Origin of the sequence: Jiangella mangrovi (genome assembly GCF_014204975.1) — a bacterium.
GTDB lineage: Bacteria > Actinomycetota > Actinomycetes > Jiangellales > Jiangellaceae > Jiangella > Jiangella mangrovi.
In genome coordinates, this window is the sequence record NZ_JACHMM010000001.1 from 3,667,955 (window position 1) to 3,681,501 (window position 13,547).

Sequence of the window (13,547 nt, forward strand, 5' to 3'; positions counted from 1 at the left end):
GGTCCCGCCTCCTAGTCCTCGCCGGCCGCTGCCGGCTGGTTGCGGCAGTCCACGCACGTTCCGTGCGCGGTGACCCGGAGGTCGTCGGGCAGGAAGCCGGTGACGTCCTCGATCGCCCGCATCGCGTCCGCGAGTGCGGTCGAGGAGATCTCGTAGACCGTGCCGCACCGCACGCAGACCGCGTGGTGGTGGGCGATGCCGGCGAGCCCGTAGGACGCCGGGCGGTCGACATAGGCGATGGCGTGCAGGACGCCGTGCTCCACCAGGGTGGCGACCGTCCGATAGATGGTCGACAGCTCGATGTGCATGCCGGCGGCGTCGAGCGCGTCGTGGATCTCGGGGACGGTCAGGTGGGCGCCGCCGTCGGCGTGCCCGGCATCGTGCGCCTCGGAGAGGGCCTTGATGATGGCCAGCCGCTGCGGCGTGCTGCGCAGGCCGAAGCCGCGCAGCGCCGTGCGGGCATGGCGTTCGTAGTCCTGATGGCCGTGGGTGTGCGGCTGGACGACGTGCGAGACGGCGGGGGAGGACCCGGGCGGCGTCGGCATCGTCCGATGGTAGCCCTCGGGTGCCAGCGGATCGTTGGTGAAACGAATGGGTTGTTGCCGCTCACTTGCAACAAGCGGTACCGGGTCAGTCGGCTCTCACGCGTCTGGTGTCGTATGACCACATCGCGATCTCGACGCGGTTGCGGGCGCCGAGCTTGGTCATCAACGATGCGACGTGGGTCTTGACCGTGCTCAGGCCGACGAAGAGCTCGGTGGCGATCTCGGCGTTGGTCCGGCCCCGTGCCACCAGCGCGAGCACCTCCTCCTCGCGCTCGGTGAGCGGGTCGATGGGCTGGACCGGCACCACCGGCGCCTGGTCGGCGAAGGTCGCCAGCAGCCGGCGGGTGACGTTGGGGGCGATCAGCGCGTCCCCGTTGGCCGCCGCGTGGATGGCCTGCACGAGGAGCTCCGGCCCGGCGTCCTTGAGCAGGAAGCCGCGGGCGCCGGCGCGTAGGGCGCCCAGGACGTACTCATCGAGGTCGAAGGTGGTGATCACGACGACCGCCATCGGGTCCGTCACGTCCGGACCGGCCAGGCGTCGCGTGACCTCGACGCCGTCGAGCCCGGGCATCCGGATGTCGACGAGGAGGACATCGGGACGCAGCCGGGTCGCCAGGTCGAGCGCTGCGAGCCCGTCTGCTGCCTGCCCCACGACCTCGAGGCCGGGTTGCGCGCCGAGGATCATCACCAGCCCGGTCCGGACCAAGTCCTGGTCGTCGGCGACGACAACACGGATGCTCATGTCAGCGCCTCCACCGGGAGGACGGCCTCGACCACCCAACCGCCCTCGGGCCCCGGCCCCGCGCAGAGCGATCCGCCGAGGAGCTGGGCGCGTTCGGCCATGCCCAGCAGGCCGAACCCCGGCTCCGGGGCCGCCCCCGGCTCGGTCCGTCCGTCGTCGCTGACACGCAGCCTGACGGCGTCGCCCTCGCGGCGTACGTCGATCCCGACGCGGGTCGCGCTCCGGGCGTGCCGTACGGCGTTGGTCAGCGACTCCTGCGCGAGCCGATAGAGCGCGGCATCCACGGGTCGTGCCAGCCTGGTCAACGAACCGCCCAGCGAGACCTCGACGGCGGGCGTCGCGTCGGCGCGCGCCAGAGCAGGCAGGTCCGCGACACCCAGCTGCGGAGAGTAGGCGACGGCTTCCTCTTCACGCAGCACCCGCACCATGGACCTCATCTCCGCCAGGGTTCGCGACGCCTCGGACTCGATCGAGGCCAGGACGTCGGCAGCCTTCTCCGGCTGGATGCCGGCGACCACGCGACCGGCCTGCGCCTGCACCGCGATGGCCAAGACGTGGTGGGCCACGGTGTCGTGCAGCTCGCGCGCCAGCGCCACCCGCTCCTGATTGCGGATCTCGCGCTGCTGGCGATGCCAGAGGTCCGCGCGATAGCGGAACACAGTCGCGAGCGCGACGAACAACAGCAGGAGGACGCTCCCGCCGAAGACGTCGGCCCAGCCCGCGGCGGAGACGTACATCCCCAGCGCGACGACGACCGTCACGAACGCCGTCCCGAGGACCATCTCGCGGCCCGAGCCCCACCGCACCAGCGAGTAGAGCAGGATCAGGACGGCCATCATGGAGTAGAGCCCCAGGTCCCCGGCGTGCGCAGTCAGCTGGAGGACCGAGAGCAGCCCGGCGACGCCCCACCCGACCAGGGCGGCGATGAGGGGGCGTGCCCGCCGCCAGAGCAGGGCGGGCACCAGCGCCAGGGCGAGCACCGTCACCAGGGGCTGCCAGGCCAAACCCGGCCGAGCGATGCCCTCGACCAGGGCGGCGGCCGCGAACACGCCCACCAGGAGCCAGTCGAGCCGGCCGACTGGTGGGGCGTCAGCGGGCCGCGGCTCCTGCCAGATGGAGCGCCGGACGGTGACCACGACTCCAGCCTAGGGATCGGCGCGCTTCGGCGTACCCGCCGAAAGAATGAGAGAGCGACCATGCCATCGGCCGGGCGAACCCCGGCCTCCGGGCCGAGGCGCCCGCCGCCGGGCTCGGCGATCGTGGACCTGCCGATCCTCGCCACACGACGGAGCCCGTGATGAGAACACGTCAATCCACCGCCACACTGGAAGACCAGCGGATCCCGGTGAGAGCCAAGCTCGCCGCCACGTGGACGAGCTTCATGTTCCTCTACGCCTACGTGGACATCCTCAACTTCTTCACGCCCGGCGTCGTCGACGACATCCTCGGCGGCAGGGTCTTCGAGTTCGACCTCTCCCAGACCTTCTCGACCGCGGCGCTGACCCTCGTGGCCATCCCGATCCTCATGGTCGTGCTGTCGATGACGCTGCCCGCCCGGGCGAACCGCATCACGAACCTCGTCGTGGCCTCGCTCTACGTCCCCGTCACGGCGTTCAACGCGGTGGGCGAGTCCTGGCTGTACTTCTACGGCCTCGGCGTCGGCCTGGAACTGATCCTTCTCGCCCTCATCGTGCGGTACGCGTGGACCTGGCCCCGCACCGCACCGTCGGTCCTGTTCGAGGAACCACGCGTCGATGCGCTCGTCGATGTGCCGGTCAGCGCCGCACAGGAAAGCGCAGGTGGAGCACCCGGTTGCCCTGAATCGCCACGTCAGGGTCCTCCAGCAGGTGCTGGGCGTTGACCGACCCGAAGTAGCGCTTGCCGGACCCGAACACCACGGGGATGACGTCCATGCGCACTTCGTCGACCAGGCCCGCGGCGAGCACCTGGCCGCCGACGTCGCCGGCGGCGACCTCGACCGTGCGGTCGCCCGCGAGCTCCTTCGCCTCGGCCACGGCGGCCTCGACGCCGTCGACGAAGTGGAACGGCCCCTCGGGGTCCCAACCGTCGGGCCTGCCCCGGTGGGTCACGACGACGACGTGGTCGACGCCGCCCGGGGGCGTCCCGTCCCAGCCGTCGGTCAGGTCGAAGACGTGGCGGCCGGCGATCGTCGCCCCGAGCTGGTCCCAGTACGGCCGGGTGTAGTCGTAGGACGTCTGCGACACCTTCAGCACGCCGCTCTCGTCCAGCGGGACGTCACCGCTGAGCAACCAGTCGAACAGCGGTCCGGGCTGGTCCTTCTCGTCGGCGATGAAACCGTCCACCGATACCGAGGCGTACATGACGACCTTGTTCATCGGGCTCTCCTCTGCTGTGGGGTGCCCCCACAGTAGAGAGACGTGAGCGGCCGCTCTTGTAAGAAATCAATCGGCCGGCAGCGGCCAGCCGTCCAGCGTGTGGCCGGGATGTTCGCGCAGGAACCGCCGCCGGACCTCGATGTACCGGGTCGGAGTGAGCCCTGTGAACGCCTGGAACTCGTGGCCGAAGTGGGCCTGGTCGAAGTAGCCCGCGCCGGCGGCGAGCTCGCCCCAGTCGACCGGTCCGGCGGGGTCGATCGTCAACACGGTGGCGGCGAAACGGTGGGTGCGGGCCAGCCGCTTCGGCGTGACGCCGATCAGTTCCTTGAACCGCTTCGCCAGGTGAGTGCTGCTGACACCGGCTGCCACGTTCAGGTCGCCGATCGTCACCGCCCCGCTGGTCGCCGTGATGACGCTGCTCGTATGGCGGACCAGCCCCAGGCCGGCGGTCTCGCACAGCCGTCGCATCAGCTCCTCCTCGAGCAGCGTCATCATCTCGTGCGGTCCGTCCGCCGTGGCCAGCCGGTCTCGCAGCTCGGCAACGGCGGGCCGGCCCCAGACCTGCTCGACCGTCACCGGCCGGTCGCGCAGCTCGGCCGCGGGCATCGGCAGGAACGGCGCCAGCCCCCACGGCTTGACGTGCGCGCCGACGGACCGGGTCGGGAGGGGGTAGGCGAACTCCCACGCGCGGGTGGGCGTGGTGACCACGCATCCGTCGGCGTACTCGGACGTCTCGATGTCGGCGCCGCCGCGGACGCGGAACGGCGCCCCGAGGTTGACGATGAGCAGCGCCGCCGGCGCCGCCGGCAGTCTCAGCCGGGCGTACGGCGGCGCACCCTCCAGGTAGTAGAGGTCGTCGATCAGCCCGTCCAGCGGCGGTCGCGGCACTCTGGACACGTACTCCACGCCCACAGTCTCGCCTACGCGCCGCCGGTATCGCGCGCACCGCCGAATTCTGTACCAAATGGAATAGAAATCTCGGGGTGGGGGTTCCTTCCCTCAGCGACGGCCGCCATGGCACACCCGCGGAGGACGTCGTGACTCATCACCGTCGCAGTACGCAACCCCCGGACTCCGGGGAGAGAGCAGGAACCAGATGTCCGAGTCCGAGGTGCGCGAGGTCTTCGAGCGCTACATCGAGGCCCTCAACGCGCACGACTTCGACCGCATGACCGAGTTCGTCCACGACGAGCTGGTCGAGAACGGCAAGGCGGTCACCCGCGACGACATCATCGCCGAGCTCAAGGCACACGGCGACTCCGTGCCCGACTTCACCTGGCGAGTCCAGGACGTCGCGATCGACGGAGACCGAGTCGCGGCCCGTCTGTACAACAAGGGCACCCACACCAAGGAGTGGCTCGGCGTGGCCCCGACCGGCGCCACTCTGGAGTTCGCCGAGTACTCCTTCCACAAGGTCCGCGACGGGCGCTTCTACGAGATGAACTACCTCATCGACGCTCAGGCCGTTCAGCGTCAGCTCGAAGGCTGACGGAGCGACACCGACGGGGCTCGCGCGACCGAGGCGCGAGCCCCGTCGGCGCGACGTCACGAAGGTGGCTGTGCGAATGGCCGGAAGGCGGCCAGGGCGTGCTCGGCCACACGTGACAGCTGAGCACGGGTCGCGCCGGCGCCCGCCTGGATCGCCTGGCCGCCCGTAACCGTGAGCAGGTACTTCGCCAGGTCTGCCGGATCCTCGGTCGCGGGGAGATCGCCGTCGGTGATGGCCTGACGGAACCGGGCGGCCAGGCGCGCCTCGACGTCGACCCGGACCGAGTCGAGGAACTCGACGATCGGCTGGTCGGCCTGCGAGCCGGAGACCCCGCCCTGGACGGTCAGGCAGCCGGGCGGCCGGGCAGGGTTGGTGATGGTGCGAATGTTGCCGCGCAGGTAGTGCCCGGCCACGGCGAAGGCCGTGGTCTGGGCCAGTGCCGTCTCGACGTAGTGCATGTCGACCTGCGCGTACCGCTCCACGGCCCGCTTGAACGTCGCCTCCTTGTCGCCGAACGCGGCATAGAGACTCGGGCGACTGATGCCCATCGCCGTGGTCAGGTCGTCGAGCGTGGTCCCCTCGTACCCCTGTCGCCAGAAGACCTGGATCGCGGCGTCCAGAGCCTCGTCCACGTCGAACTCCCGCGGCCTGCCCCTGCTCGCCATACGCCGCCACCGTCCTTCCTGAGAGCTGGACCCCATCCCATTGTGTTGCTCCGGCCGGCGGGAGCGCCGAGCAGCCTCGTGGTTGTGCCAGACTGTCGTGACCCGGCTGCTGGGTCCGCTGGAAGGAGCCGCACCATGATCTCGGTGTCCCGAGCCTGAGATGAGGGTGCCGGCGCCCGGCTGGGTGCGCGGTTACAGCCGCACCTGGCTGCGCGGAGACTTGCTCGCCGGCGTGACGGTGACGGCGTACCTGGTCCCGCAGGTGATGGCGTACGCCGAGCTGGCGGGCGTGCCGGCGCAGACCGGCCTGTGGGCCGTGGTGGGCGCCCTCACCCTCTACGCGTTCCTCGGCTCGTCACGGCTGCTGTCGGTGGGTCCCGAGTCGACCACCGCGCTCATGACCGCGGCCGCCCTGGCGACGGTCGCCGGCACCGGGACCGACGTCACCGCCGCCGCTGCCGCGCTCGCGCTGCTGGTGGCCGGCTTCTGCGTGCTCGGCTGGCTGCTCCGGCTCGGTGCCCTGGCAGACATCCTGTCCCGCCCGGTCCTCGTCGGCTACCTGGCCGGGATCGCCGGGATCATGGTGGCCTCGCAACTCGGCAAGCTGCTCGGCGTGCCGGAGGACGCCGACGGCTTCGTGCCCGAGCTCCGTGAGGTGTTCGACGAGCTCGACCAGGTGCACGGGCCGACGGCCGCGCTGAGTCTGATCACGCTGGCCGCGATGCTGGTGGCCGCCGCGCGCTTCCCGCGCGCGCCGGTGGCCCTCGTGGGGATGCTCGGTGCCACCGCGGCCGCCGCCGTCCTCGACCTCTCCGATCGCGGGGTGCGGCTGGTCGGAGAGATCCCCGGCGGCTTCCCGGTGCCCGGCGTTCCCGACATCGGCCTGTCGGAGCTGAGCACCATGCTGGCTCCGGCACTGGGGATCGCCTTCGTGGGGTACACCGACAACATCCTCACCGGCCGCGGGTTCGCCACCCGGCACGGCCAGACCATCGACCCGCAACGCGAGCTCCTCGCCCTCGGTGCCGCGAACCTCGGGGCCGGCCTGCTGCAGGGGATGCCGGTGAGCAGCAGCGGAAGTCGCACCGCCATCGCGGACGCGGTCGGCGGGCGCACGCAGCTGACCGGCCTGGTGACGGTGGCGTGCACCCTGCTGGCGCTGATCACCCTGAAGCCACTGCTGGCGGCCTTCCCGCTCGCGGCCCTCGCGGCCGTCGTCGTGTACGCCGCCACCCGGCTGGTCGACGTACCCGAGCTGGTCCGCTTCGCCCGGTTCCGCCGCAGCGAGCTCCTGCTGGCCCTGGCCACGACGGCCGGCGTGCTGGTATTCGACGTGCTGCTCGGCATCGTGGTCGCCATCGGGCTCTCGGTGCTCGACCTGCTGCGCCGGGTGGCCCGGCCGCACGACGCGATCCAGGGCCTGGTCCCGAGCCTCGCCGGCATGCACGACGTCGACGACTACCCGTCGGCGCAGGTGATCCCCGGACTGCTGGTCTACCGCTACGACTCGCCCTTGTTCTTCGCCAACGCCGAGAACTTCCGCACCCGTGCCCTCGCCGCCGTCGACGCCGCGAGCGCTCCCGTGCGCTGGTTCCTCCTCAACGTCGAGGCCAACGTCGAGATCGATGTCACCGGCGCGGACGCGCTGGAGTCGCTGCGTTCCGAGCTGGAGCGACGCGGCATCATCCTTGCCCTGGCACGCCTGAAGCAGGACCTCCGCGACCAACTCGCCCCGACCGGGCTGCTCGACCGGATCGGCGACGAGCACATCTTCCCCACGTTGCCGACCGCGGTCGAGGGCTTCAATGCCCGGGAACAGGAGGATTCGCCGTGAGCACCACGGGTCGGTGCGTCAGGAGCGCGGGCCGGCGTCGACGTCCGGCGGGACGGGGTCGAGGGTGATGCCGGCCTGGAGCTCGAGCGCGGCGACCGCGTGGCCCCGGCACATCGCGGTGCTGTCGCCTCTCGGGGTGCGGACCTCGAAGGCGATCGGCTCGGTGCAGGGGAGTGATGCCCGGTCGTAGTGCCAGGAGCGTCCGCACCCGGGTCGGCGGCACCAGCTCCGGCCCGCGGTGCCGGTGAGGGTCTTGCCGTGGTCGGGGCAGACGCCCCAGGTGATGCCGCAGTTCGAGCTGCCCGGTTCGGGGGAGAGGTCGCCCGCGGCGGCGGCCAGTTCGCGGGCCGCTCCGCGTGCGGCGCCGACTGCCTCGTCCAGTCGCCAGCCGGCCTTGCTCGAGTCATCGGCGTGAGCGCGCAACCGGGCGCTCGCCTCGTCGATCGCCTGCGCCAGGTTCGATGCCTGCTCGGCGAGCTCTTCCAGCTCGGTCGCCGCGACGACGGGAGTCTCGTCGTCGCCTGCGTCGCGCGTCACGAGGCCACAGTCGCAGGTGGCGGGCAAAAGGACAACGGCCATTCAGCCGTCCGAGCGGCTAGGGTCGAGAAGTGGCCGGTGAGTCTGAGTCGCGCGTGTCCACCTCGGTGATCGTCGTCGGAGTCGACGGCTCTCCTGACAGCGGGGTCGCACTCGACTGGGCGACGGCGGAGGCGCGGGGGCGGAAAGCCGATCTCGCCATCGTGTACGGACTCTGGATGCCGATGACCGCGATCGCGTTCGGCGACGCCTCCGTGCTGCCGCTGGCCGAGGACGTGCACGGCTACGGCCAGCTGGTCCTGGACGCCGCTCGCGAGCGCGTGACCGAGCAGGCACCCGACCTGAACGTGACGACGTCCCTGCTGATGCGCCGCCCCGACGATGCGTTGCTGCAGGTCGCCGACGACGGGGCCGAGCTGATCGTGGTCGGCAGCCGCGGGCTCGGCGGGGTGGGTTCGCTGGCGCTGGGGTCGGTGAGCACCCGCGTCGCCGCGCGCGCCTCGTGTCCCGTCGTCGTCGTGCCGCCGGGGAGCCGGCACCTGGACGGGGCGATCGTCGTGGGCGTCGACGGCTCCGAGCACAGTGACGCCGCGCTGCGTTTCGCCCTGGCACGAGGCAGGGACGAGCAGACGGAGGTCGTGGCCGTGAGTGCCTACCGGGCTCCGTTCCTGCCGTTGCAGGACGTCGATCCCGAGACCATGTCCGTGGTGGGAGCCGAGGAGCGCCGTCTCGCCCTGGAAGCGCTGCACCAGGCGGTCGACCGGGCGCGGCAGGCCATCGGCGGGCCTGTGGACGTGTCGGTGCGGCTCGAAGAGGGTCACCCCGCCGACGTGCTGCTCGACCTCGGCCGTGACGCCGCGCTCCTGGTCGTGGGCTCCCGGGGGCGGGGACCGGTGCGGAGCCTGCTGCTCGGCTCGATCAGCCAGGCGGTGCTGCACCAGGCGGCCGGTCCCGTGGCGGTCGTCCGAGCCGCACCGGCGTAGAGCGGGGAGCGCCCCCGCCGTTTCGCAGGAGGGAGACCACATGCCCCCGTCAGCCCGCACGGCCGACGCCGTCGTCGACGCGCCGTGGTCGCTCCCGCCGGCCGAGGTGCTCGCGGCCGTGGGAAGCCGGCCGACCGGCCTGACCGCCGACGAGGCGGAACGGCGTCTCGAGCGCTTCGGCCCGAACCGGCTGGCGCCACCGACACGGACACCGTGGTGGCGGCGGGTGCTCGCCCAGTTCGACGACACCCTGATCTACATCCTGCTGGTCGCCGCGGCGTTCAAGGCCGTCCTAGCCGACTGGGTCGACTTCGCCGTCATCCTGGGCGTCGCGGTGATCAACGCGGCCATCGGCCTCGTTCAGGAGGGACGGGCGGAGCGCGCCCTCGACGCGATCAAGAACATGCTGTCCGTCCGCGCCCACGTCGTGCGCTCCGGCACCGTGATCGACGTCGACGCGGATCAGCTGGTGCCGGGGGACGTCGTCCGGGTGCGTCCGGGGGACCGGGTGCCCGCCGACGTGAGGCTGCTCGAGTCGACCGGCCTGCAGGCGGAGGAGTCGGCGCTCACCGGGGAGTCGGTTCCGGCGGCGAAGGACGTGCACGAGGTTCGGGCCGATGCGGGTCTGGGCGACCGCCACGGCATGCTGTACTCAGGGACGCTGATCGTCGCGGGCACCGGGACCGGGGTGGTGGTCGCCTCCGGGCAGGACACCGAGATCGGCAAGGTCCAGACGATGATCTCGCAGGTCGAGGGCGTCGACACGCCGCTCACCCGGTCGCTGGACTCGCTCGGGAAGAAGCTCGCGGTCGTGATCCTGGTCATGGCCCTCGTGATGATCGTGATCGGTCGCGTCCTCCACGAGTTCGAGGTTCCCGACCTGGTCAGCGCCGCGATCGGGTTCGCGGTCGCCGCGGTGCCGGAGGGACTCCCGGCCCTGGTGACGATCACGCTCGCGCTGGGCGTGCAGCAGATGGCCCGCCGGCGGGCGATCACCCGCAAGCTTCCGTCGGTCGAGACCTTGGGCGCCGTCACCACGATCTGCTCGGACAAGACCGGCACCCTGACCAGGAACGAGATGACGGCGCGGATGGTGCGCACCGGCGGCGCCCGGTTCGAGGTCAGCGGACTGGGCTACGCGCCCGTCGGCGAGGTCACCCTCGGGGGCGACGTCGTCACCGTCGCCGACCGGCCCGATCTGGCTCGGCTGATCGAGGACATGTCGATCTGCAACGACGCCACGGTCGTCGAGGACGGGTCGCAATGGCGTCTGGTGGGGGAGCCGACCGAAGGCGCGCTGAGCGTCCTCGGGCCCAAGGCCGGGTTCGCGGCCGACGGATGGCGACGGGTCGCGGAGGTGCCGTTCGATCCGGCGACCAAGTACATGGGCGTGCTCGCGAGCGACCCGGGCGGCACTCTCCGCGTGCTCGTCAAGGGCGCGCCGGACCGGGTCCTGGAGCGCTGCGGCTCGCAGACCGGCCCCACCGGCGACCCCGAACCGCTCGACCGGGAGTTCTGGGAGTCACAGATCGACGAGATCGGCGCCGACGGACTGCGGGTGCTCGCCGCCGCCCACGCCCGCCCGGTCCCCGGGACCTCCACGCTGACGCATGCCGACCTCGACGGCGGACTGGAGCTGGCCGGGCTCGTCGGCATCGTCGATCCACCGCGCCCCGAGGCCGTCGATGCGATCACGGTGTGCAGGACGGCGGGCGTGCGGGTGAAGATGATCACCGGCGACCACGCCGGAACGGCGCTCGCGATCGGCCGCGAGATGGGGATCGCGGCGCAGGACACCAACCGGGTCCTGAGCGGCGCGGACCTGGAGGCGATGTCCGCCGAGACCTTGCGCGCCACGGTGCGCGACGTCGACATCTACGCCCGGACCAGTCCCGAGCACAAGCTCCGCATCGTCGCGGCGTTGCAGGCGCACGGCGAGGTCGTGGCGATGACGGGCGACGGCGTCAACGACGCACCCGCGCTGACGCGGGCGGACGTCGGGGTGGCCATGGGCATCAAGGGCACCGAGGCCACCAAGGAGGCGGCGGACATCGTGCTCGCCGACGACAACTTCGCGACCATCGAACGGGCCGTGGAGGAAGGGCGGCGCATCTACGACAACGTGCGGCGATCGCTGCTGTTCCTGCTGCCCACCAACGGCGCCCAGTCGCTCGTGATCCTGATCGCCGTCCTCTTCGGCCTGACACTGCCCCTGCAACCCGTCCAGGTGCTCTGGATCAACATGGTCACCTCGGTGACCCTGGGGCTCGCGCTGGCCAACGAGCGCGCCGAGCACGACATCATGTCCCGCCCGCCACGACGCGCGCGGGAGTCGATCGTCCCGCTCGCGTCCCTGGGGCGCATCGCGGTGGTGGCCGCGCTGATCGGCAGCGCGGCCATGGGCGTGTTCTACTACGAGCACGCTCGCGGCGTCCCGCTCGCGGAGGCCCAGACCACGGCCGTCACCATGCTGGCTCTGGGCCAGCTCGCCTACCTGTTCAACTGCCGGTTCCTGGACCGCTCCAGCCTGACCCCGGCGGTGCTCCGCGGCAATCGGGCCGTGTGGTGGAGCGCCGGCGCCATGATCGGACTGCAGCTGCTGTTCTGCTACGCGCCGTTCGCCCACACCTGGTTCGGCTCCGCGCCCATCGGCCCGCGTGAGTGGGCGATGACGGCGGTGCTCGCGGTGATGATCTTCCTGCTGACCGAGGCCGCCAAGGCGATCACCCGGTCACGGACCCGGACGGCGACCGAGTTGTCGCCGAAGACCTCCAACATCTGACCTCCGGCCCATTCTGTATCGGCGTTCGGCGAGCTAGATTGGGGTGGACCATCCCGAAGGCGGGGAGGTCTTTCCGATGCCGGCGATCATCTGGCTGCTCGTGGCCGCGGCCCTGGGCGCCGCGGAGTTCCTGACGCTCACACTCGCGTTCGGGTTGCTGGCCGGTGCCGCGCTCGTCGCGGCGGTCGTGGCCGGGCTGGGCGGCGCGTGGGTGCTGCAGCTGGCGGCGTTCGCCATCGCCGGCGCGGCCGGGCTGCTCATCGTGCGGCCGATCGCCCGTCAGCACATGAGCCATCCGCCCCTGACCAGCGAGGGGAGCGACGCGCTGGTCGGCAGGCGGGCGGTCGTGATCGAGGACGTCACCGCCGACAGCGGACTCATCAAGCTCGCCGGCGAGACCTGGTCCGCCCGCACGCTCGACGAGGACCACGTGATCCCCTCCGGGGCGGTCGTGGACGTGATGGAGATCGAGGGCGCCACCGCCATCGTGTACCCGCGGGAGCTGCTGCCCTGAACCCTGAGCACGACATCGGAGGAGACATGGAACTGCTGCTGGTACTCGTCATCGTCGTCGCTGCGATCGTCGTGTTCGGCGTCGCGTCGGCGGTTCGCGTGGTGCCGCAGGCCCGCCGCTACAACGTCGAACGGTTCGGCAGGTACCACGCCACCCTGCAACCGGGCCTGAACTTCATCATCCCGATGGTGGACCGCATCAACACCAAGCTGGACGTGCGCGAGCACGTGTTCACCTCGCAGCCGCAGCCGGTGATCACCGAGGACAACCTGGTGGTGAACATCGACACGGTGCTCTACTACCAGATCACCGACCCGCGCGCCGCCGCCTACGAGGTCGCCAACTACCTGCAGGCCATCGACCAGCTCACCGTCACCACCCTGCGCAACGTCATCGGCAGCATGGACCTCGAGAAGACGCTGACCTCGCGCGAGGTGATCAACGCGCAGCTGCGCACCGTCCTCGACGACGCGACGGGGAAGTGGGGCATCCGGGTGAACCGGGTCGAGATCAAGGCCATCGACCCGCCGTCGACCATCAAGGAGGCCATGGAGAAGCAGATGCGGGCCGAGCGCGACAAGCGCGCCGTCATCCTGCACGCCGAAGGGGAGCGGCAGTCGAAGATCCTCACCGCCGAGGGCACCCGCCAGCAGGAGATCCTGGAGGCCCAGGGCAACCAGCAGGCGATGATCCTGCGCGCCGACGGCGAGGCCCGCGCCATCGAGCGGGTCTTCCAGGCGGTGCACCTGAACAACGCCGACCCCAAGGTGCTCGCCTACAAGTACCTCGAGACGCTGCCGCACCTGGCCGACGGCCCCAACAACACGTTCTGGGTCATCCCCGGTGAGCTCACCGAGGCGATCCGGTCGGTCACCGGAGCCTTCGGCGACCACTCCCGCGTCGGCAACCAGCCGGCCGGCGACGGCGAGCAGCCGCCGGCCGAGCTGAGCCACGACGCCCAGCGCGAGCTCACGGCCGCGGCGGAGCAGGCGACGCGGCAGGCCGAGGCCGCCGTCGAGGACGCCAAGGCCGAGGCGGCCGCCGTCGAGAGCGGTACCGACCTCGGCTCCGACGGGAACGGCCGGCTCTGACGCCGCGA

Annotated in this window: 13 protein-coding genes and 1 pseudogene; 7 read left to right on the forward strand and 7 right to left on the reverse strand. The window is 71.3% G+C overall.

The window, feature by feature from the left end; translation table 11 throughout:
- Positions 1-11: 11 nt before the first annotated feature.
- The 3 genes from HD601_RS16920 to HD601_RS16930 all read right to left on the reverse strand — a co-directional run bounded on the left by HD601_RS16920 (position 12) and on the right by HD601_RS16930 (position 2,423).
- Entirely contained in the window at positions 12-545 is a 534-nt protein-coding gene (locus HD601_RS16920; protein WP_184823730.1) for a Fur family transcriptional regulator, read from the reverse strand.
- An 85-nt stretch (positions 546-630) separates the two neighbouring features.
- Entirely contained in the window at positions 631-1,287 is a 657-nt protein-coding gene (locus tag HD601_RS16925) for a response regulator (RefSeq protein WP_184823732.1), read from the reverse strand.
- On the reverse strand, positions 1,284-2,423 hold the full coding sequence (locus HD601_RS16930; protein WP_184823734.1) for a histidine kinase: 1,140 nt from the start codon (positions 2,421-2,423) through the stop codon (positions 1,284-1,286). Before HD601_RS16930 ends, HD601_RS16925 begins: the two co-directional genes overlap by 4 nt.
- A 161-nt stretch (positions 2,424-2,584) precedes the next feature.
- Here HD601_RS16930 and HD601_RS16935 point away from each other — a divergent pair.
- Positions 2,585-3,016, forward strand: a pseudogene (locus HD601_RS16935) (DUF6326 family protein); the annotation flags it as partial.
- Between the two features lie 46 nt (positions 3,017-3,062).
- Here HD601_RS16935 and HD601_RS16940 read toward each other — a convergent pair.
- Both HD601_RS16940 and HD601_RS35810 read right to left on the reverse strand, forming a co-directional pair.
- Positions 3,063-3,644, reverse strand: coding sequence for a dihydrofolate reductase family protein (locus tag HD601_RS16940; RefSeq protein WP_184823736.1), 582 nt, complete (start codon positions 3,642-3,644; stop codon positions 3,063-3,065).
- 66 nt (positions 3,645-3,710) lie between these two features.
- On the reverse strand, positions 3,711-4,532 hold the full coding sequence (locus tag HD601_RS35810) for a helix-turn-helix domain-containing protein (RefSeq protein WP_184829989.1): 822 nt from the start codon (positions 4,530-4,532) through the stop codon (positions 3,711-3,713).
- A 208-nt stretch (positions 4,533-4,740) separates the two neighbouring features.
- On the opposite strand from HD601_RS35810, the gene HD601_RS16950 reads away from it, so the two are divergent.
- Entirely contained in the window at positions 4,741-5,133 is a 393-nt protein-coding gene (locus HD601_RS16950) for an ester cyclase (RefSeq protein ID WP_184823738.1), read from the forward strand.
- A 56-nt stretch (positions 5,134-5,189) separates the two neighbouring features.
- On the opposite strand, the gene HD601_RS16955 is transcribed toward HD601_RS16950, so the two are convergent.
- Positions 5,190-5,765: a TetR family transcriptional regulator gene (locus HD601_RS16955; RefSeq protein ID WP_221441063.1), complete on the reverse strand. Its 576-nt coding sequence runs from the start codon at positions 5,763-5,765 to the stop codon at positions 5,190-5,192.
- A 193-nt stretch (positions 5,766-5,958) separates the two neighbouring features.
- On the opposite strand from HD601_RS16955, the gene HD601_RS16960 reads away from it, so the two are divergent.
- A complete protein-coding gene (locus HD601_RS16960) occupies positions 5,959-7,632 on the forward strand; it encodes a SulP family inorganic anion transporter (RefSeq protein WP_184823742.1) in 1,674 nt (557 codons plus the stop codon).
- An 18-nt stretch (positions 7,633-7,650) separates the two neighbouring features.
- Here HD601_RS16960 and HD601_RS16965 read toward each other — a convergent pair whose 3' ends face one another.
- Positions 7,651-8,169, reverse strand: a complete 519-nt coding sequence (locus HD601_RS16965) for a hypothetical protein (RefSeq protein ID WP_184823744.1) — start codon at positions 8,167-8,169, stop codon at positions 7,651-7,653.
- Between the two features lie 71 nt (positions 8,170-8,240).
- Between HD601_RS16965 and HD601_RS35815 the strand changes: the two genes are divergently transcribed.
- The 4 genes from HD601_RS35815 to HD601_RS16985 all read left to right on the forward strand — a co-directional run bounded on the left by HD601_RS35815 (position 8,241) and on the right by HD601_RS16985 (position 13,539).
- On the forward strand, positions 8,241-9,152 hold the full coding sequence (locus HD601_RS35815) for a universal stress protein (protein WP_184823746.1): 912 nt from the start codon (positions 8,241-8,243) through the stop codon (positions 9,150-9,152).
- Between the two features lie 40 nt (positions 9,153-9,192).
- Positions 9,193-11,934 carry a cation-translocating P-type ATPase gene (locus HD601_RS16975; RefSeq protein ID WP_184823748.1) on the forward strand — a complete coding sequence of 914 codons (2,742 nt, stop codon included), beginning with the start codon at positions 9,193-9,195 and terminating at the stop codon, positions 11,932-11,934.
- A 76-nt stretch (positions 11,935-12,010) separates the two neighbouring features.
- Positions 12,011-12,448: an NfeD family protein gene (locus HD601_RS16980; protein WP_184823750.1), complete on the forward strand. Its 438-nt coding sequence runs from the start codon at positions 12,011-12,013 to the stop codon at positions 12,446-12,448.
- 26 nt (positions 12,449-12,474) lie between these two features.
- Positions 12,475-13,539, forward strand: a complete 1,065-nt coding sequence (locus HD601_RS16985) for an SPFH domain-containing protein (protein WP_184823752.1) — start codon at positions 12,475-12,477, stop codon at positions 13,537-13,539.
- Positions 13,540-13,547: the final 8 nt, after the last annotated feature.